The following is a 19,824-nucleotide window of genomic DNA, read 5'->3' on the forward strand; positions in this document are numbered from 1 at the left end:
GAAAGGCCACTACCTTAAGACCAACAACCAACAACCAACAACCAACAAGCGCAGAGCAAAAAACCAAGAACCTCAAGCCGCGACCAACATCCCATCCGCGGATCGAACCACGCTAACGGGCCGCGCAGCGAAAGCCTCCCCAATCATGAGCAAACTAGGCTGCGAAGCGTCAACCCACCTCTGCGCGTCGCCAGCGGCCAACTCTTCGAGAGTAAGAGAAAGCATGCGCTCACGAGCAGTAGAACAAGCCTCAACAATTGCCACGGGCGTGGCAACCGACCGCCCAGCATCGATCAACTGCTGCGCAATCTCAACCCCACTATCCCGGCCCATATAGAACACAAGAGAATCCGCATTAACCTGTTCGCGAATCTCATCAGACCCAGGCGCCCGACTAAAAGTAGCCAACGCCACACTGCGCGACACACCGCGAAGTGTCAAAGACCGTTTCAAAGAGGCAGCACTCGCCAGCGCAGCAGTAATCCCAGGCACGACCTCATACTCGATGCCAGCAGCCTCTAAAGCCCGCATCTCCTCATCAGCGCGCCCGAACAACATCGGATCGCCACCCTTGAGCCGCACGACAACCTCATGCTCCAAAGCAGCATCCACAATCTGCTTATTGATGAACTGCTGCGCCGTCGACAGCTGCCCGCAGCGTTTGCCAACAGCAATCCGCCGCGCATGCGAAGGCGCATAGTCCAACATAGCCGGCTCCACCAGCGCATCATGCAGCACGACATCGGCCAAACCGAGCAGCCGCGCCCCACGCACCGTAATCAGGTCCGCAGCACCCGGCCCTGCGCCGATCAGATAAACCTTACCCATTTGCCTAAACCTGTCCGTTAGGTCGCCAGCACGACGCAATGACGTGCCAAGCACTTAAGCCGAAAACGCCCGAATCATCCCCGCCGCGACGGTGTGATGCGTCGCTTCATCGATCAGCACGAACGCACCCGTACCCTGATGCGAGTCATACACATCGCACACCAGCGGCTTCTGCAACGTCAGCGCCACGCGGCCGATATCGTTCATCGTCAGGTCCTTGCGATCGGTCGCTTGCGACAACGTATGCACGTCGAGCACTTCCTTGATCGCACCGATCCGCGCGAACACCGTGTTGGTGGTCTGCTTCAACAGATACTTGCGTTGCGTCGACAGCGGCGTGTCGTCGAACCAGCACAGGTCGGCTTCCAGCTTCTTCGCCGGCTCCGGCGCCGCTTCACGCAGCACGAACGTATCGCCGCGCGACACGTCGACGTCTTCCGCCAAACGGATCGTCACCGTTTGACCAGCAAATGCGCGATCCACCGCAGCCGTGCCGCCGGGCACCGGCGCGATGATTTCGGCAACCGTCGCTTCGCGATTGGCCGGCAACACAACGATCGTATCGCCGAGCTTCACTTCGCCGGCTTCGACACGGCCCATGTAGCCGCGGAAGTCATCAGCCTGGCTGCCGTCCTGACGCGCCACCCACTGCACCGGGAAACGCAACGCCTGGCCCGTCGGCACTTCGACCGGCAACGCTTCGAGCAGGTCGAGCAGCGGCTCGCCCGCGTACCACGGCATGCTTTCGCTCGCCGTCACGATGTTGTCGCCCTTGAGTGCCGACACCGGCACGAAGCGCACATCGCTCAAGCCCAGTTGACGCGCAAGTTCGACATACGCGTCACGAATCTCATTGAAACGCTGCTCGCTGTAATCGACCAGGTCCATCTTGTTGATCGCGACGATCGCGTGCTGCAAACCCAGCAGCTTGACGATCGCGCTATGACGCTTGGTTTGCGGCAGCAGTTGCGCGACGCCATCCACAAACGTCACACGCGTTGCGTCGACGAGAATAATCGCCGCGTGCGCGGTCGACGCGCCCGTCACCATGTTGCGCGTGTACTGCTCGTGGCCCGGCGTGTCGGCGATGATGAACTTGCGCTTCGCGGTAGCGAAGTAACGGTACGCCACGTCGATCGTGATGCCTTGCTCGCGTTCGGCTTCGAGGCCGTCTGTCAACAGCGACAGATCGATTTCGTCGCCGACGGTACGCTTATTCTTCGCGCGCGACAGTGCCGAGAGCTGATCGCTCAAGACAGCCTTGCTGTCGTACAGCAGGCGGCCGATCAACGTGCTCTTGCCATCGTCGACGCTGCCCGCAGTGATGAAACGCAGCACGCCGAGGTCTTCTGGTTGGTGAATACCGCTCATGATTGCTTTACCCTCGTCCGTGTGCTTAGAAATAACCTTGCTTCTTACGCTGTTCCATCGCGGCTTCGGAGACCTGATCGTCCATCCGCGTCGCGCCGCGTTCCGTGATTTCGGTCACGGCCGTTTCGGCGATGATCTTCTCCAGATCATCCGCATCGCTTTCCACCGGGCACGTGCAGCTGATATCGCCCACGGTGCGGAAACGCACCAGCGCCGTTTCGCTGGTTTCGCCTTCACGCATCGGCGTGATCGGCGTAACCGGCACGAGCAAGCCATTGCGGCGCACGATCTCGCGTTGATGCGCGTAATAGATCGACGGCAGTTCGAGCTGTTCGCGAGCGATGTACTGCCACACGTCGAGTTCGGTCCAGTTTGAGATCGGGAACACGCGCAGGTGTTCGCCGTTATGCAGACGCGCGTTATACAGGCTCCACAGTTCCGGGCGCTGTGCCTTCGGATCCCATTGGCCGAACTCGTCGCGGAACGAGAAGATCCGTTCCTTCGCACGGGCCTTTTCTTCATCGCGGCGCGCGCCGCCGATCAACGCGGTATAGCCGTACTGTTCGATGGTTTCGAGCAGCGTCACGGCTTGCGCGGCATTGCGCGAATCCGTTTCACGACGCAGACGCACCGTGCCGCGCTTGATCGAATCTTCCACATGACCGACCACCAGTTCAGCACCGATCTCTTCCGCACGACGATCGCGGAAGTCGATCACTTCTTCGTAGTTGTGGCCCGTGTCGATATGCACGAGCGGGAACGGCAGCACGGTCTTGCGATTCGCGCCGATACCGAAGGCCTTCAGCGCGAGGTGCAGCACCACGACCGAATCCTTGCCGCCCGAAAACAGCAGCGCGGGCTTGCTGCATTCGGCGACCAGTTCGCGCAGGATGTGAATCGACTCGGCTTCGAGCCAGTCGAGGTGATCCATACGGTTTGCCGTGTTGGCGAGCGGTGCGTTCACAGTGGAATCGAGCGTGGTGCTCATGTTTGGGTCCTTCGTTGGTTCGCGTCGCAAGCGGTTGCTCGCGTCGCGGAGGTATTCAAATCGGTATGTGCGGCGTTCGGGCTAAAAACCAAGCCCCATTCGCTCAACCTTCAGGCCTGGGCGTTTGCGCTGCCGCCCACCGCGATCGGCGTAATCGTCGTGATGTGCAGTCCGCATTCCTTCGTATCGCGTGACTCCCACCACCAGCGCCCTGCCCGGCTATCTTCACCGGGACGCACGGCGCGCGTACAAGGCTCGCAGCCGATGCTCGGATAGCCGCGCGCATGCAGCGGATTGACCGGCACGTCGAACGCTTTCAGGTAAGCCCACACTTCGGCCTCCGTCCAGTCGGTCAGCGGATTGAACTTGGCGATATTGCGCGCGGCGTCGTGCTCTTCCGCATGCAGTTCGGCACGCGTCACCGACTGCTCGCGACGCTGGCCCGTGACCCATGCGCTGACATCCGACAGCGCGCGGTTCAACGGTTCGACCTTGCGGATTTCGCAGCAGCGCTTGCGCAGATCGACGCTTTCATAGAACGCGTTCAGACCATGCGAGCCGATGTATTCGTCGACTGCGGCAGCTTGCGGATGAAACTGTTCGATGTCATAGCCGTAACGTTCTTTCACGCGATCGAGCATGCCCAGCGTTTCCGCATGCAAACGGCCGGTGTTCAGCGAGAAAATGCCGATCTTCACGCCACGCGAGAGGATCGCATGCGTGAGCAGCATGTCTTCCGCCGCGAGGCTGCTGGCGAGCTTCACATTCTCATGGCGCGCGGCGATCGAATCGAGCAGCGCATCGAGGCGCTCGACCTTCGCAGCAAGTTCCGGCGTGAGGGCTTGAACTTCGCTCATGCCGATGCCTTGGCCAGTTCACCCGCTTCACGGCGGCGGAACAACGGCGACGAGTTCACCGCGCCCTGATAGTTGAAGCTGAATTCGTCGAAGGCTTTGAGCGCGTCGTCGAAGTCTTTATCGGCGCGCAACGCGTATGCGTCGAAGCCGCAACGGAACATGAACGCGAGTTGATCGCGCAGCACGTCGCCGATCGCGCGCAGTTCGCCCTTGTAGCCATAACGCTCGCGCAGCAGGCGGCCGATGCTATAGCCGCGGCCGTCGCGGAACACCGGGAAGTCCACGCCGATCAGCGCGATCTTGTCGAAGTCGGCGACGATATCCGCCGGTTCGCTATCCGCCGCGAGCCACACGCCGATTTCAGCGGCACCGCGCGAAGCGATCAATGCGTCGCGGGAAGCCTGCCACAACGCGAGCGGCACCAGCACCTTGCCTGCGGGCAATTCGTTCACCGCGGGCAGCGAGCCATCTTCCGCCGGGCGCACGACCGTCCAGTCATCGTTGACGATCGCGCGATTCTTGATGATAGAAGCCATCTGTTCAGTATCCTTTTCGCGGTTACGCGTGAGCCGGTTGACGCGAGGCGTACACACGTTCCTTGAACGGGGTGATGCCGATGCGGTTGTACGTTTCGATGAAGCGCTCGCCTTCGTGGCGGTTTTCCACGAACGTATCGATCACCTTGCTCATCACGTCCGGCATTTCTTCCGCCGAGAACGACGGGCCGATCACGCGGCCGAGATGCGCGCCGGTGGCGCCCGTGCCCTGCTCGCCGCCGAGTGTCACCTGATACCACTCCGAGCCGTCCTTATCGACGCCCAGAATGCCGATGTTGCCGACGTGGTGGTGACCGCACGCGTTGATACAGCCCGAAATGTTCAGCGACACATCGCCGAGGTCGTACACGTAGTCCAGATCGTTGAAGCGTTCCTGAATGGCCAGTGCGATCGGAATCGACTTCGCATTCGCGAGCGAGCAGAAGTCGCCGCCCGGGCACGCGATGATGTCGGTCAGCAAGCCGATATTCGGCGTCGCGAAACCTTGCGCCTTGGCCTTTTCCCACAGCGCGAACAGGTCGCGCTTCTTCACGTTGGCGAGGATCAGGTTCTGTTCGTGCGATACGCGGATTTCGCCGAGCGAGTACTCGTCGGCCCAATCGGCGACCGCTTCCATCTGCGCATCCGTTGCGTCGCCGGGAGCGATCGTGGTCGGCTTCAAAGACAAGGTGACCGACGAATAGCCCGACACCTTGTGCGGACGCACGTTGCGCTCGACCCAACGGGCGAACGCACGGTTTTCCAGCAGATGCTTTTCGAACGAAGCGTCCGTGTCGGCGAGCTTTTCATACACAGGCGGCTGGAAGTACTGCGACACGCGATCCACTTCGGCTTGCGTGAGCGTCGAAGGACCGTCCTTCAGGTGTTGCCATTCTTCTTCGACTTGCGCGGAGAATTTTTCCGGGCTCAACGCCTTCACGAGAATCTTGATGCGCGCCTTGTACATGTTGTCGCGGCGGCCGTAGCGGTTGTACACGCGCAGCACGGCTTCGCAGTACGTCAGCAGATGTTGCCAAGGCAAATCTTTGCGGATGATCGCGCCGATGATCGGCGTACGGCCCATGCCGCCGCCGGCCAGAATGTCGGCCACCAGCTCGCCCTGCTCGTTCTTCCTCAGATACACGCCCATGTCGTGAATCTGCACGGCAGCGCGGTCTTCCTTCGAACCCGACACAGCGATCTTGAACTTGCGCGGCAGCCACGCGAATTCCGGGTGGAACGTCGACCATTGACGCAGGATTTCAGCCCACGGACGCGGATCGACCACTTCATCCGGCGCCACGCCGGCGAACTGGTCGGCCGTGATGTTGCGGATACAGTTGCCCGAGGTCTGAATGCCGTGCATTTGCACCGCCGCGAGCTTGCGCAGAATTTCCGGCGTTTCTTCGAGCTTGATCCAGTTGTACTGGATGTTCGAGCGCGTCGAGAAATGGCCGTAGCCACGGTCGTGTTCACGCGCGATCTGCGCGAGCACGCGCATCTGGTCGCTGCGCAGGTTGCCGTACGGAATCGCGATGCGGTGCATGTACGCGTGGCGCTGGTAGTACAGGCCGTTCTGCAGGCGCAGCGGACGAAACTCCTCTTCGCTCAATTCGCCCGACAAGCGGCGGCGAACCTGATCGGCGTACTGCGCGACCCGTTCATCGACGATGGTCTGGTCGTACTGATCGTATTGGTACATTCGGGGACCCCAATTTTTTTGCAGTGATACACGGCGATCCGGGGGCCGGCTACCCGGTTTCGCCGCGCCTTGGATACCTCCGTTTGTCACCCTCTGCTTATGAACGTTTAGACCCATCGCTCATTTGCTTATGACAAATACAGATATCCATATTGAAAAAGATGGACAGATCGTAATAAACTCGCCTTATATTTCAAACGACTAAAAAATTCTTTTGATATGCGGAGAGGTTATATATGAACCTGCACCAATTCCGCTTCGTCCGCGAGGCTGTGCGGCAGAACTTCAACCTGACGGAAGCGGCCAAAGCCCTGTTTACAAGCCAGCCGGGCGTTTCCAAGGCGATCATCGAGCTGGAAGACGAGCTGGGCGTGGAAATCTTCACACGACACGGCAAGCGCGTGCGCTCGCTGACCGAGCCGGGACGCATCATTCTGCAGTCGGTCGAGAAGATTCTGCAGGAGGTTGAGAGCCTGAAGCGAGTCGGTAAAGATTACGCGGCGCAGGATCAGGGCAATCTGGTGATCGCGGCGACCCACACGCAGGCGCGCTACTCGCTGCCGGCGGCCATCGCCGAATTCAAGAAGCGCTTTCCCAAGGTTCACCTTTCGATTCTGCAAGGCAGCCCGACCCAGGTCGCCGAAATGGTGCTGCACGATCAGGCCGACCTCTGCATCGCCACCGAGGCGATCTCCAACTATAAGGAACTGGTTTCGCTGCCGTGCTTCCAGTGGCACCACGTCGCGGTGATGCAACCGGATCATCCGCTGCTCGACCGCAAACTTTTGTCGCTGGATGATCTGACCCAGTATCCGCTGATCACTTACGACAACGCGTTCGCCGGCCGCACCAAGATCAACGAGGCGTTCCGTCTGCGTGGACTGCATCCGGACATCGTGCTGGAGGCGATCGACGCCGACGTGATCAAGACCTATGTGGAATTGGGCCTGGGCGTCGGCATCATGGCGGATATCGCGTTCAACGCCGAGCGCGACCGCCATTTGCGCGCCATGCCGGTCGGCCACCTGTTCGGCAGCAACGTGACGCGGGTCGCGCTGAAACAGGGCGCCTATTTGCGCAGCTATGTGTATACGCTCGTCGAACTGCTGTCGCCGAGCATGAACCGCAAGCTGATCGAACAGGCGCTCAAGGGCGAACACGAAACCTACGAACTTTGATATCACCATCGCTTCTTGCTACGGAGACCTCTCGATGACGTCGTATAAGAAAAAATTCAGCGGCCTCGCCGCTTTTGGTTTTGGCGCGCTCCTGCTCGCCACCGCTGCACACGCCGACATCAAGGTCGGCATCGATCTGTCGAGCACCGGCCCCGCGGCCGTGATCGGCATCACCAGCAAGAACGCGATGCTGATGTGGCCCGCCACGATCGCCGGCCAGAAAGCCGACTACATCTTCCTCGACGACGCCTCCGACCCCGGCGCCGCCGTGCGCAACATCCGCAAGCTGATCAACGAAGACCACGTGGACGTGATCGTCGGCCCGAACATCACGCCGGCCGCAATGGCCGCGCTCGATCCGGTCGCCGAGAGCCAGACGCCGATGATCACGCTGATCGGCTCGGCCAGCGTGGTCGAGCCGCAGGAAGGCAAGAAGGTGTGGGCCTACAAGATGGCGCAGACCGACAGCGCAATGGCCGACGTGATGACGCGCTACATGTCGAACCACAACGTGAAGACGGTGGGCTTCATCGGTTTCGCGGACGGCTACGGCGAAAGCTGGCTCAACGAGTTCAGCAAGTTCGCGACGCTGCGCCATATTCAACTGGTCGCCACCGAGCGGTATAACCGCACCGACGCGAGCGTCACCGGCCAGATTCTGAAGCTGATGGCCGCCAAGCCCGACGCGATCCTGATCGCCGGCGCCGGCACGCCGACCGTGCTGCCGCAACGCACGCTGATCGAGCGCGGCTTCAAAGGCCCGATCTACCAGACGCACGGCATCGCCACGCCGGAGTTCATCAAGCTGGGCGGCAAGGACGTGGAAGGCACGCTGTTCCCGACCCAGCCGGTCGTGGTGGCGCGCACGCTGCCGGCCGATCATCCGGCGAAGAAGGCGGCGCTCGCCTTTACGAACGAATATGAAGCGAAGTACGGCGCGGGCAGCGTGACGCAGTTCGCGGGCGATGCAGCCGGCGTGTACCCGCGCTTGCAGGACGCCGTGGCGCGCGCGCTGAAGACGGCGCAGCCAGGCACGCCGGCCTTCCGAGCCGCGCTGCGTGACGAACTGGAGCATGCGCATGAGTTGGTCGTGCCGAACGGCGTGGTCAACACGAGCCCGAAGGATCACGTGGGGCTGGATCAGCGCGCGAGCGTGATGGGCACTATCAAGAACGGCAAGTTCGTTTATTTGAGCCAGTAAGCCAACTCGCCCACATTCGGCGTTCGTCGTTCTTCCCGATGTTTTGTTCGGGGTGAACCTCCTTACTGGTTCCTGATCGGTTCGAACGGCCGACAGTCAGGCGCGCGGCGTATTACTGTTAAAGTGGATAGCCTCAATTAGCCGTTTCCCCCACCATGCGCACCACCCGAGCCATCCACGCCGTCGAGCGGTTGAAAACCCGCAGCGGCAATCCGCAGTTCGCCGCGATCAGCCTGTCCGGCGGCCTGTTCTACCTGGTCGACAAATCGAGCGGCACGGACAAGAAGGTCTCCGATCCGCTGACGCTCGACGACTTCGTCAAATTCGTCGACGCTTTCGGGCCGCCGAAGCCACGCAAAGCGAGCAAGCTCGATATCGCGTTCGAAGAGCAACTCAAGAAGAGCAAGGGCGGTTGAGCGGAGCGGCCAACCCCCACTCTTGCAGCCGCAATATAAAGCTGCCTCAAGCGCTACGCGCAATCTCGCGCCACTGCCCATCCGCCGCGCTGCTCGCGAGCATGGCGTCGATAAACCGCAGCCCCGCCACACCGTCCTCCACCGTCGTGAGCAACAGGCTTTCGGCGGGCAACGCGCACCCCGCATCCAACGCTTCGATCTGCAACGCCGCGTCTTTGTACAACTGCGCAAACGCCTCCAGATAACCTTCAGGATGTCCCGACGGCACGCGGGTCGCATGGGCCGCAATCGCGCTCGTCACGCGCCCTCGTGTCAGGCGCACAGCCGAACCACCCAATGGCGTGAACCACAATTCATTGGGATGCTCCTGATCGAAGGTCAGGCTGGCTTTCGTCCCATACACCCGCAAACGCAAGGCGTTTTCCGCGCCGCTCGCCACCTGGCTCGCCCATAGCATGCCGCGCGCGCCATTCGGATAACGCAGCATCGCCTGCACATGATCGTCGATGCGCCGCCCCGGCACAAAGGTATGCACTTCCGCCGCGAGTGTATTCGGCGTCATACCCGTGACGAACGCAGCAAGGTGATACGCATGCGTGCCAATATCGCCGAGACATCCGGCCGGCCCCGCTAACGCGGGATCCGTGCGCCAGCCCGCCTGCTTGTTCGTGCCGCTCGTTTCGATCGGCTCCGCCAGCCAGTCCTGCGCGTATTCGACCTGCACGACGCGTATCTCGCCCAACTCGCCGCTTTCGATCAACTCGCGGGCATGACGCACCAGCGGATAGCCGGAGTACGTATGCGTCAATGCGAACAACCTGTTCTTCTCGCGAGCCAGCTTCGCCAGCGCCTCGCCTTCCGCCAGCGAGATCGCCAGCGGCTTGTCGCACACAATGTGAATACCAGCTTCGAGAAACGCCGTCGCGACCGGCGCGTGCAGATGATTCGGCGTGACGATCGCCACCGCGTCGATGCCGTCGTCGCGCGCGGCCTCGGCGCGCGCCATCTCGCGCCAGTCCGAATAGCTGCGCGCAATCCCGGCCTCATCGGCACTCGATTGCGCGCGCTGCGGATCGGACGACAGCGCGCCCGCAACCAGTTCGAAACGGTCGTCGAGCCGTGCCGCGATCCGATGCACCGCGCCGATGAACGCGCCCTGTCCGCCGCCGACCATGCCCAGCCTGAGCCTTCGTTGTGGCATCACCCTCACTCCTTTTGCGATCGCTCGCCGTCAGATGCCGAGCACGCGCTTTAACTGCGCGGCGTCGACGCCGCTGCCGGCGAAATCATCGAATGCATGCTCGGCCACACGGATGATGTGCCGGCGAATGAACTCCGCGCCTTCGCGTGCGCCATCGTGTGGATGCTTCAGCGCGCATTCCCATTCGAGCACCGCCCAGCCGGGGAAATCGTATTGCGCCATCTTCGAGAAGATCGCGCCGAAATCGATCTGCCCATCGCCGAGCGATCTGAAGCGCCCCGCGCGTTCGACCCAGCCGCTGTAGCCGCCATACACGCCTTGCTTGCCGGTCGGACGAAACTCCGCGTCCTTCACATGGAACGCCTTGATGCGCTCGTGATAGATGTCGATGAACGCAAGGTAGTCGAGCTGCTGCAAAACGAAATGACTCGGGTCGTACAGGATGTTGGCGCGCGCATGCTGCTTCACCGCGTCCAGAAAACGCTCGAAGGTCACGCCGTCGTGCAGGTCTTCACCGGGATGCAGTTCGTAGCACACGTCGACGCCGGCGGCGTCGAACGCATCGAGAATTGGCGTCCAGCGGCGGGCGAGTTCATCGAACGCGGCCTCGACCAAACCTGCCGGACGCTGCGGCCACGGATAGAGATACGGCCACGCCAACGCGCCGGAAAACGACACGTGCGTGCTCAACCCCAGACGCTGCGAAGCCTTCGCCGCGAGCTTCATCTGATCGATCGCCCACTGCGTGCGCGCGGCCGGATCGCCTCGCACATGCGGCGCGGCAAAGCCGTCGAACAAGGTGTCATAGGCCGGATGCACGGCGACGAGTTGCCCTTGCAGATGCGTCGAGAGTTCGGTGATCGTCACGCCCGCGTCGTCTGCGACCTCGCGCAACTCGTCGCAATACGTCTGACTCGCCGCCGCCTGTTCGAGATCGATCAGGCGGCTGTCGCACGGCACCTGAATCCCCTTGAAGCCAAGACCCGCAGCCCACTCGGCAAGATGCGCGAGGTTGTCGAACGGCACCTCGTCGCCCATGAACTGGGCGAGAAAGATCGCCGGCCCTTTGATGGTTTTCATCGTACGGTTCCTCGAACGAGGGCGCGCTCGCCGTGCCGTTGCCGCAGAAAGTCCGGCTCAGGCCCGGTGGCGCGCCCCGGATGCTCAGGTCAGAACGGCGAGTCCGGGAAATAGAACTGCTGCGCGTTTTCCTTCGTGATCAGCACCGACGGAATGATCGTGGTGGCCGGCAGCTTCTCGCCCTTCAGACGCGCTTCAGCGGTGAGCTTGATGGCGTCGTAGATGAACTTCGGCGAGTAGGACACGTCGGCCTTGATCATCGGCGCGCCGTCCATCACATTCTTCACCATGCCCTTCGACCCCGCGCCGCCGAACACGATCTTGATGTCGGTGCGCTTGGCCTGCTCGATCGCCTTGATCACGCCGACGGCCATGTCGTCGTCCGCGGCCCAGACGGCGTCGATATGCTTGAAGCGCGTCAGGTAATCCTGCATGACCTTGAAGGCGTCGTCACGATTCCAGTTCGCGTACTTGGCGTCGAGGATCTTGATGTTCGGATACGCCTTCAGCACACCGGTAAACGCGGTCCAGCGTTCGTTGTCGAGCGTCGTCGGAATGCCTCGCAGTGCAACGATATCGCCCTTGCCGTCGAGCGCTTTCGCCAGATACTCGGCGGGAATCTTGCCGAACGCGGTGTTGTCACCGGCCACGTACGCATCCTGCGCGCTGGTGTCGGTCAGGCCGCGATCCACCACCGTCACGTACACGCCCTTCTTCTTCACCTGCGCAACCGGCTGCGTGAGCGAGGCCGATTCGAACGGGAAGATCACGAGCGCATTGATCTTGTTGACCGTCACGAGATCCTGCAACTGGTTCGCCTGTTCGGGCGCGCCGGCCGCGGTCTTGACGATCACTTTCAGATCGGGATGCGCCTTCTCCAGATCAATCTTGGCCTTGTTCGCCCACCAGACGATGCCGCCCGTGAAGCCGTGATCGGCTGTCGGAATCGCAACGCCCAATATGACTTTTTCATCGGCACGCGCAATATTCGCCGTGCCCAGTATCCCCAACGCCAGCATGCCGGCGCCGACCGCTCGAATGACCTGCTTCATGGTTGTGTCTCCTTTTGTGAGGCGTTCATGCGCCCCGATTTTCAACTCACCGTGATTGCAAATTTGAAGCGCAATTTGAAGCGCCGCCGCTACCGCCGTCCACGTTGTACGAACGCGACGAAGATAATCACCACACCCTGCACCGCCGCGTTCAGATACACGCTGATGATGCTAGTCAGATTCAGAATGTTCGCGATCACCGAAAGCAGAATCGCGCCGATCACCGTGCCGATCACGCGGCCTTCGCCGCCCTTGAGCGCGGTGCCGCCGACCACCACCGAGGCGATCGCTTCGAGTTCCCACAGCAAACCGGTCGTCGGCGTGGCCGAGCCGAGCCGCGGCACGTACAACACGGTGGCGACGCCCACGCAGATGCCGAGCAGCACGTACGTGACGATCTTCACGGTATCGACGCGAATCGCCGCATAACGCGCGACCTGTTCATTCGAGCCGATCGCCTGCACGTGACGGCCGAACGCGGTGCGGTTGAGAATCAGCGCGCCGCCCGCCGCCACCACGAGGAACACCCAGATCGGCACCGGCACGCCGAACAGGCTCGCGTAATACACCGGGCCGTACAGATCGGATAACGAGTTATCGAGCGTCAGCGCGCCGCCGTCGGCAAGCCAGGTGAGCACCGCGCGAAAGATGCCCAGCGTGCCGAGCGTGACGATGAATGGCTCGATCCGTCCTTTGGTGATCAGCAAGCCGTGCGCACAGCCGAACAGGCTGCCGAGCACCAGCGCGCCCACGATGCCGAGCGTGAGAATCATCAGCGGAGGAAACGAGTGTCCGCCGACGCCCGCCGCGAGTCCGTTCATCAGCCAGATCATGCTGCCCGCGATCAGCGCCGCCATCGAGCCGACCGACAGATCGATGCCACCCGAAATGATCACGAAGGTCATGCCGACCGCGATGATGCCAATGAACGACGTGCGCGTGAGCACGTTCATCATGTTGTCGAGGGTGGCGAAATCGCGGTTGAGCAGCGTGCCGATCACGCACAGCGCGATGAGTCCAACGAGCGGCCCGAGCGCATACAGTCGATGCGCGAAGCGCAACGCGCGGCCGGATTGCACGGCTTCAGTGGGTGCCGGTCGCATGGGCGATCAACTCCTCTTCGGTCAGATGCTCGAGCGTGAGCGTGGCTTGCAGGCGTCCCGCGCGCATCACGGCGACGCGGTGGCATAGGCCGATCAGCTCGATCAGTTCGGATGAAATGACGATCACCGCGCGGCCCTGCGCGGCGAGACGATGAATCAGAAAATAGATGTCGCGTTTCGCGCCGACATCGACGCCGCGCGTCGGCTCGTCGAGCACGATTACGTTCGGGTCGGGTTGCAGGAATTTGGCGAGCGCGAGCTTCTGCTGATTGCCGCCGGATAGCATGCGCGCGCGGCTCGACAGGTCGCCGGTGCGGATGCCGAATTCGCTCACGGCTTTGGTCAGCGCGGCGCGTCCCGCTTTCATGTCGAGCAACGGATGCGCGTAACGTTCGAGCGTCATCAGCGTGACGTTGTCCTGCAGGCTCAGGTTCACGTGCAGGCCTTTGCCCTTGCGGTCCTCGCTGAGATACGTGATGCCGTGGCGCATTGCGTCGCGCGGGCTTTTCAGATCGGCGGGACGGCCGGCGACTTCAATTCGGCCCGCCGTGCGCTTGCGCAAACCGATGATCGCTTCGAACGCCTCGGTGCGCCCCGCGCCCACCAGTCCCGCGAAACCGAGCACTTCGCCGGCGCGCACGTCGAAGCTCAGGTCTTCCACCCAATCCGGCACGGCGAGCCCGTCCACCTTCAACGCGAGCGGCGCGTCGGCGGACACGGTGATCTTCTGGGGAAACATGTCCGACAGCTCGCGCCCGACCATCAGGTTCGCCATCTGCTGCCGCGCGAGTCCCGCGGTTTCGCCGCGCGCGACGAAGCGGCCGTCGCGCATCACGATCACTTCGTCGGTGATGCGCTCCACTTCGTCCAGCTTGTGCGAGATGTAGATGATGGTCACGCCGTCGGCCTTGAGCTTCGCCATCAGCGTGAAGAGGCGCTCGGTCTCGGACGGCGTGAGCGTGGCCGTCGGCTCGTCCATGATGAGCAGCCGCGCGCGGCGCGACAGCGCCTTGGCGATCTCCACCATCTGCTTTTCCGCGACGATCAATTCGCGCACCTTCCTGTCCGGCGCTTTTTCCAGACCGACTTGCGCAAGAAAACGCGCGGCCTCGGTATTCATCGCAGCGTCGTCGACGAACCAGCCGCGCTTTTTTTCATGACCGAGATACATGTTCTGCGCGATCGTCAGATGCTCGGCGAGATTGAACTCCTGGTGGATCAGCACGATGCCTTGCGCTTCGGCGTCGCGCGAACCGATGAACTGATGCGCGCGGCCATCGACCAGCAAGGTGCCCGAGGTGGCGGTTTCGTAGCCGGCGAGGATTTTCATCAGCGTGGATTTGCCGGCGCCGTTCTCGCCCAGCAGACCGTAGATGCGCCCCGGCGCCAGCTCGAAGCTCACGCCGTGCAGCACACGCACGGGCCCGAAGTCTTTGCGGATGTCGTCGAAACGGATCGCGAGGCTCATGGTTCACGCGCTCCCGCGAATCACGAGCCGATGCGGCAGCAGCACGCCCGGCACGTTCGCCAACGGATTGGCGAGCCGCTGCAGCAGCAGGCGCGCGGCGGTTTCGCCCAGCTCGCGCATGGGTTGCGCGATGGTGGTGAGCGGCGGATCGATCTGCGCGGCGAGCGAGATATCGTCGAAGCCGACCACCGCGATGTCGTCCGGCACGCGCTTGCCGACGCTGCGCAAGCCGTGGATCACGCCGATCGCGAGCGTATCGGAGACCGCGAAGATCGCGCTCGGCGCCTGCGGCTGATTCATCAGCGTGGCCGCGGCCGACGCGCCCGCTTCATAATCGAGGCTGTTCAGGTTCATGCGCCAGCGTTCGTCCGGCGTGATGCCCGCTTCGATCAATGCGTCCAGATAGCCCTGCTGACGCTGCCGCGCATAGAGGTAGTCGACATCGGAATTGATGAGGCCGATGCGGCGGTGGCCGCGCGCGAGCAGATGCCGGACGGCGTCGCCCGCGGCGCGGTAGTTGTCGATGCCCACGTACGGCACGCCCATCGCCGGGTCGAACTCGCAGCACGCGACCCACGGCAGCGCGCTGGAGGCCTCGCCGAGCGCCTGCTGGATGGTGGCCGGGTCGAGACAGATGGCGCCGTCCGCGCGGCGCCGCCGCAGCAGATCGAAATAGCTGCGTTCGCGGCCCGGATCGGCGCCGGTGTCGCACAGCAGCATGAAGTAGCCGTGCTGGCGCGCCACGCTGTCGATGCCGCGCACGATTTCCGCATAGAAAGGATTGCCCACGTCTGGGACCATGGTCAGCAGCAGCCGGCTCTCGGCAGTGCGCAGGTTGCGCGCGAGTTCGTTGACGCGATAGCCGCTCGCATCGATGGCGGCCAGCACCTTGTCGCGCGTGGCGGGCCGCACGTTCTCGTGGCCGTTCAGCACGCGCGACACCGTGGCCACCGAGACGCCCGCCTGCTCGGCCACGCCGGCAATCGAAATGCCATCGGCCGCGCCGCGCAACGGCTTGACGCCGGGCTGGGGATGCGCCGCGGACGCCGCTGACGGAGCCTTGGTGGACGACGATCTGGACAAGTGAACTCGCCTCAAAAATGTAATCGATTACATTTTTGAGCGATAGACACCGGAAGCGCAAGGACAGATCGCTAGGGATTAACACGGGGGGCGACGTGATCCGGCTGGTGACACGCTCCGGCCTGGGGATGGTCTTCCCTGCCCGCGAGGGCGCGGATCGGCACCGTCATTTGGTACAATCCCGCAGTTACCCTGACGGGCCTTGCGCGCCGAGTCGTGCTGCGAGGCCGGTGGTCAGTGGCTGATAGCAAACCCAGCAAACCCAGCAAACCCAGCAAAACCCCGCAAAACTCGCCAAACCATACAGCCGAACCCACCATGAACATCGAGCAAGCGCGTTTCAACATGATCGAACAGCAGATCCGCCCCTGGGAAGTGCTCGACCAGGACGTGCTGAATCTGCTCTCGATCGTCAAGCGTGAAAACTTCGTCCCCGCCGTGTATCGCGAGCTGGCCTTCGTCGACTTCGAAGTGCCGCTGCCGGCCGGCCAGCACATGCTGGCCCCGCGTGTCGAAGCGCGCGTACTGCAGGAACTGGCGGTGAAGAAACACGAAAGCGTGCTCGAAATCGGCGCGGGTTCGGGTTACATGGCCGCGTTGCTCGCGCATCGCGCACAGCACGTGCTGACGGTCGACATCGAACCGGAACTGGCGGAACTGGCGAAGACCAACCTGATCGCCAACGGCGTGCTGAACGCCGAAGTGACCACCGGCGACGCCGCGCGCGGCTGGGCCGGCGCCGCGCCGTACGACGTGATCTGCGTGTCGGGCGGCCTGCCGGTGCTGCCGCAGGAAATGCTCGACCATCTGAAAATCGGCGGCCGTCTGGCGGCGTTCGTCGGCACCGCGCCGGTCATGAAGGCGCAGATCATCACGCGTATCGACGAGAAGCAATACCGCATTGCCGACGTGTTCGAAACGTATGTCGAGCCGCTCATCAACGCCGTGCAGCCGTCGCGTTTCAAGTTCTGATTCACACGCTCCGGACGGGCGGCACGCCCGCCGTCCTCTGAACTGGATGTTCTGCTGATGCAAAATCTGACCGCTCCGGCGCTCGCCGAATGGCTTGCCGATACTTCGCGTCCCGCGCCCGTGCTGCTCGACGTGCGCGAGCCGTGGGAAATCCAGACGGCGTCGATCGCCGGCGCCGTGTTGATTCCGATGCGTGAGATTCCCGCGCGCAGCGAAGAACTCGACGACGACGCGCAAATCGTCTGCGTCTGCCATCACGGCGCGCGCAGCGCCCAGGTCGCGATGTTCCTCGAGTCGCGCGGCCATACCAACGTCTTCAATCTGCAAGGCGGGATCGACGCGTGGTCGCGTCAGGTCGATCCGTCCGTTCCGACCTACTGATCGCCCGGCGGCAATGACGGGCCAGCAGGCGCTGGTCCTCATCTCATGGCCGCTCTGGCGTTCGCCTGCCGCGCGCTTCGCACACTAGCCGCGCAGGCCGTCGGCTTCTGCCAGCTCTACGACGAAGCCTTCTCCAACGACGCGCAACTGCAAAGCGCGCGTGCTTCGCTCGCCGCCAACAGCGAAGAATTGTCGCGCGCGCGCGTCAAACTGCTGCTGCAAGTCTCGGCGTCATCCGGGTGTTGCGGCTAAAGGCGCTGCGGGCAAGGTTGGGCGGCGAGTGATGTCGGATGGGGGTCGTGCGGTAGGTGCTGTGCGCTTGCGGCCTTCGCTTCTCTTCCTGGCTTTTGTTTCCTGCTTTCCGTCCTTTGGCTCTCAGGCGCTTTTTTCGCTCCGGACGCTCCGGCGCCAGGTTGCGGCGCGGCTCGCACCCAGTTCAACTAGCGCCTCTGCACGCCCCTTCAGCAGAACACTAACGGCCAGCTTTCGTTGCGCCGCTTCTCGCCTTCGCTTCCGAAATTTCATACGGTTTCCTGCGCATCGCACAGGCACCATGCTTCCGACCTTTTGGGGAGCCATGTGATGAGATTTTTGAAGATCGCGATGCTGGCCGCAACCTTGTTGCCGCTCGCGTCGCATGCAACCCTGGGCCGTGCGCCGTCCACAGGCGCATCGTCGGCGACCCTGCTGCGCGCCACGCCGCAATCCGCCGCCGCGACGCCCGCGGCTCAACCCGCGAACGCAGCGCCCTACTCCATGCGCCAGTCGGTCGACGCCAACGGCGTCACCATCCGCGAATACGTGCTGCTTCAGAACGTCGTGTTCGCGGTCAAGTGGAACGGACCGATCCGTCCGGACATGACGGCGCTGCTCGGCAGCTACTTTCCCAACTTCGTGAACGCCGAGCAGAGCCATACCGCCGGTACAGGGCCGCTTATCGACGGCAACGACGACTTTCGCATCGAGTCCGCCGGCCGCATGGGACGCTTCAGCGGCATGGCGTGGCTGCCGCGCCTGATACCCGCCGGCGTGCGGCCTGGCGATCTGAAATAAGGCCTGCGTCGAGCGATGAGACAACGGAACATGAAGACATGGAAAAAGACGCTATGGGTCGCCGCGGCCTTTGCGGGCATCGCGCTTTCCGCATGCGGCGGTGGCGGAGGCTCGAGCGGCAACCAGGGCGGCAATTCCGTCGGCTGGAACGCCACGCCAGACTGGATCCCGCCGCCGGGTGGTTCCGGCGATTCCGGTAGCTCGACCAATTCATCCACTCCTGCTACCGGCGAGAACACCGTGCCGGTCCGCGTCGATAAGTCGACGGGCAACGTCAACCGGCTTCTCGCGTCAATCAAGGTTTGCGTGCCGGGCACACAAGGCGCGCCCCAGTGCGTGACCGTCGACAACATGCTGGTGGACACCGGCTCGACCGGCGTGCGCATTTCAGCCCGCGCGATACCCACGCTGGCCCCTCTGCTGCTTACCCAGGCCGGGGCGGTAGACGACAAGGTCGGCTCGGCGCCGATTGCCGAGTGCGCGCCGTTCGCGTCGGGCTATACGTGGGGTTCGGTCAAGCGCACCGATATCACGATCGGCAGCAAGACAGCGAGCAATATTCCGATCCAGGTGGTTTCCGATGGCGCTTTCTCCACGCCGCCCGACTGCATTGCGCACAACGGCGGCGACCTGGGCAGATCCCTTGACGTGATGGGAGTGAGCGGCATTCTCGGCATCGACAACTTCACGGGCGATTCCCTGGATGCCCTGACCAAGGCGGTGCCCGGTCTTTACTACTATTGCCCTTCGCAAAATAGCTGCGTCAGCACGCGCATGCTCGCTAGCAAAGAGGTTATGAATCCGGTCGCCGCATTCGCCACGGACAACAACGGCATGGTCATCCGTCTGCCGGCCGTGCCGGCCGCGGGCCAGGCAAGCGTGACGGGCCAATTGGTGTTTGGCGTCGGCACCCAGCAGAACAATACCTTGCCTGCAAATGCCACAGTCATTGCGTTGGACAAGTACGGTGCGTTCACGACTCAGTACAAGGGGCAGGTGTTCAACCAAAGCGTGATCGATAGCGGCACCCTCAGCTACGCGTTCCCGGATAACACGATTCCATATTCCGTTCTCGACCTGTACACGCCGGCGAGCTCGTTGAATCTGAGCGCGACGATCGAGCCGAACAACGGATCAAACGCGCCGCTGCAGATGCCCTTTTCGATCGACAACGCCAACACGCTGATGGCAAGCGGAAATGCAGCGTTTATCAACATCGGCCAGTACTTTTCGAATGGTGAAGACAACATGTTCCTGTGGGGACTGCCGTTCTTCTATGGCCGCGATGTCTACAACGTGATTGGCAATGCCAAGGTCGGCAAACTAACCGGACCATTCGTCGCGTTCTGACGAC

The 19,824-nt window shown here is 62.5% G+C and carries 20 protein-coding genes; 8 read left to right on the forward strand and 12 right to left on the reverse strand.

Annotated features, from left to right (window positions below; genetic code table 11):
* Nucleotides 1–72 precede the first annotated feature (72 nt).
* The 6 genes from cobA to P0D80_RS09110 all read right to left on the reverse strand — a co-directional run bounded on the left by cobA (nucleotide 73) and on the right by P0D80_RS09110 (nucleotide 6,282).
* The gene (gene cobA, locus P0D80_RS09085; protein WP_408179450.1) at nucleotides 73–828 is read right to left on the reverse strand and encodes a uroporphyrinogen-III C-methyltransferase; all 756 of its coding nucleotides are present in this window, start codon (nucleotides 826–828) and stop codon (nucleotides 73–75) included.
* Between the two features lie 54 nt (nucleotides 829–882).
* On the reverse strand, nucleotides 883–2,199 hold the full coding sequence (locus P0D80_RS09090; RefSeq protein ID WP_116119209.1) for a sulfate adenylyltransferase subunit 1: 1,317 nt from the start codon (nucleotides 2,197–2,199) through the stop codon (nucleotides 883–885).
* Nucleotides 2,200–2,224: 25 nt separating this feature from the next.
* Nucleotides 2,225–3,187 carry a sulfate adenylyltransferase subunit CysD gene (cysD, locus tag P0D80_RS09095; protein WP_132375747.1) on the reverse strand — a complete coding sequence of 321 codons (963 nt, stop codon included), beginning with the start codon at nucleotides 3,185–3,187 and terminating at the stop codon, nucleotides 2,225–2,227.
* A gap of 110 nt (nucleotides 3,188–3,297) precedes the next feature.
* On the reverse strand, nucleotides 3,298–4,044 hold the full coding sequence (locus tag P0D80_RS09100; RefSeq protein WP_408179446.1) for a phosphoadenylyl-sulfate reductase: 747 nt from the start codon (nucleotides 4,042–4,044) through the stop codon (nucleotides 3,298–3,300).
* Nucleotides 4,041–4,580, reverse strand: coding sequence for a DUF934 domain-containing protein (locus tag P0D80_RS09105; RefSeq protein ID WP_132375751.1), 540 nt, complete (start codon nucleotides 4,578–4,580; stop codon nucleotides 4,041–4,043). The genes P0D80_RS09100 and P0D80_RS09105 overlap by 4 nt, the downstream gene beginning before the upstream one ends.
* A gap of 22 nt (nucleotides 4,581–4,602) precedes the next feature.
* Nucleotides 4,603–6,282 (reverse strand): nitrite/sulfite reductase, encoded by a 1,680-nt coding sequence (locus tag P0D80_RS09110; RefSeq protein WP_342960081.1) that lies wholly within the window; start codon nucleotides 6,280–6,282, stop codon nucleotides 4,603–4,605.
* Between the two features lie 236 nt (nucleotides 6,283–6,518).
* Here P0D80_RS09110 and P0D80_RS09115 point away from each other — a divergent pair, with 236 nt between their 5' ends.
* The 3 genes from P0D80_RS09115 (at nucleotide 6,519) to P0D80_RS09125 (ending at nucleotide 9,077) form a co-directional block, all read left to right on the forward strand.
* Nucleotides 6,519–7,460, forward strand: a complete 942-nt coding sequence (locus P0D80_RS09115) for a CysB family HTH-type transcriptional regulator (protein WP_132375752.1) — start codon at nucleotides 6,519–6,521, stop codon at nucleotides 7,458–7,460.
* Between the two features lie 34 nt (nucleotides 7,461–7,494).
* On the forward strand, nucleotides 7,495–8,661 hold the full coding sequence (locus P0D80_RS09120; RefSeq protein ID WP_408179441.1) for an ABC transporter substrate-binding protein: 1,167 nt from the start codon (nucleotides 7,495–7,497) through the stop codon (nucleotides 8,659–8,661).
* A 155-nt stretch (nucleotides 8,662–8,816) separates the two neighbouring features.
* A complete protein-coding gene (locus tag P0D80_RS09125) occupies nucleotides 8,817–9,077 on the forward strand; it encodes a hypothetical protein (RefSeq protein ID WP_310700318.1) in 261 nt (86 codons plus the stop codon).
* Between the two features lie 46 nt (nucleotides 9,078–9,123).
* Here P0D80_RS09125 and P0D80_RS09130 read toward each other — a convergent pair whose 3' ends face one another.
* The 6 genes from P0D80_RS09130 to P0D80_RS09155 form a co-directional block, all read right to left on the reverse strand.
* Complete coding sequence (locus P0D80_RS09130) at nucleotides 9,124–10,278, reverse strand: Gfo/Idh/MocA family protein (RefSeq protein ID WP_408283022.1); 1,155 nt, start codon at nucleotides 10,276–10,278, stop codon at nucleotides 9,124–9,126.
* 30 nt (nucleotides 10,279–10,308) lie between these two features.
* Nucleotides 10,309–11,358: a sugar phosphate isomerase/epimerase family protein gene (locus P0D80_RS09135; protein WP_408283025.1), complete on the reverse strand. Its 1,050-nt coding sequence runs from the start codon at nucleotides 11,356–11,358 to the stop codon at nucleotides 10,309–10,311.
* An 89-nt stretch (nucleotides 11,359–11,447) separates the two neighbouring features.
* Entirely contained in the window at nucleotides 11,448–12,410 is a 963-nt protein-coding gene (locus P0D80_RS09140) for a substrate-binding domain-containing protein (protein ID WP_408283028.1), read from the reverse strand.
* Nucleotides 12,411–12,499: 89 nt separating this feature from the next.
* Complete coding sequence (locus tag P0D80_RS09145; protein ID WP_132375762.1) at nucleotides 12,500–13,513, reverse strand: ABC transporter permease; 1,014 nt, start codon at nucleotides 13,511–13,513, stop codon at nucleotides 12,500–12,502.
* Nucleotides 13,494–14,981 carry a sugar ABC transporter ATP-binding protein gene (locus tag P0D80_RS09150; protein ID WP_408283031.1) on the reverse strand — a complete coding sequence of 496 codons (1,488 nt, stop codon included), beginning with the start codon at nucleotides 14,979–14,981 and terminating at the stop codon, nucleotides 13,494–13,496. The genes P0D80_RS09145 and P0D80_RS09150 overlap by 20 nt, the downstream gene beginning before the upstream one ends.
* A 3-nt stretch (nucleotides 14,982–14,984) precedes the next feature.
* Nucleotides 14,985–16,064, reverse strand: a complete 1,080-nt coding sequence (locus tag P0D80_RS09155) for a LacI family DNA-binding transcriptional regulator (protein WP_408283034.1) — start codon at nucleotides 16,062–16,064, stop codon at nucleotides 14,985–14,987.
* A 318-nt stretch (nucleotides 16,065–16,382) separates the two neighbouring features.
* Here P0D80_RS09155 and P0D80_RS09160 point away from each other — a divergent pair, with 318 nt between their 5' ends.
* The 5 genes from P0D80_RS09160 (at nucleotide 16,383) to P0D80_RS09180 (ending at nucleotide 19,820) form a co-directional block, all read left to right on the forward strand.
* Nucleotides 16,383–17,036, forward strand: coding sequence for a protein-L-isoaspartate O-methyltransferase family protein (locus P0D80_RS09160; protein ID WP_132375767.1), 654 nt, complete (start codon nucleotides 16,383–16,385; stop codon nucleotides 17,034–17,036).
* Nucleotides 17,037–17,093: 57 nt separating this feature from the next.
* Nucleotides 17,094–17,417, forward strand: coding sequence for a rhodanese-like domain-containing protein (locus P0D80_RS09165; RefSeq protein WP_064269005.1), 324 nt, complete (start codon nucleotides 17,094–17,096; stop codon nucleotides 17,415–17,417).
* A gap of 45 nt (nucleotides 17,418–17,462) precedes the next feature.
* On the forward strand, nucleotides 17,463–17,669 hold the full coding sequence (locus P0D80_RS09170) for a hypothetical protein (RefSeq protein WP_408283038.1): 207 nt from the start codon (nucleotides 17,463–17,465) through the stop codon (nucleotides 17,667–17,669).
* 330 nt (nucleotides 17,670–17,999) lie between these two features.
* Nucleotides 18,000–18,470 carry a DUF2844 domain-containing protein gene (locus P0D80_RS09175; protein ID WP_408283040.1) on the forward strand — a complete coding sequence of 157 codons (471 nt, stop codon included), beginning with the start codon at nucleotides 18,000–18,002 and terminating at the stop codon, nucleotides 18,468–18,470.
* Between the two features lie 30 nt (nucleotides 18,471–18,500).
* Nucleotides 18,501–19,820 carry a DUF3443 domain-containing protein gene (locus tag P0D80_RS09180; RefSeq protein WP_408179424.1) on the forward strand — a complete coding sequence of 440 codons (1,320 nt, stop codon included), beginning with the start codon at nucleotides 18,501–18,503 and terminating at the stop codon, nucleotides 19,818–19,820.
* The last annotated feature ends 4 nt before the right edge of the window (nucleotides 19,821–19,824 follow it).

It is taken from the genome of Paraburkholderia sp. RL17-373-BIF-A, assembly GCF_046030175.1.
Classification (GTDB): domain Bacteria; phylum Pseudomonadota; class Gammaproteobacteria; order Burkholderiales; family Burkholderiaceae; genus Paraburkholderia.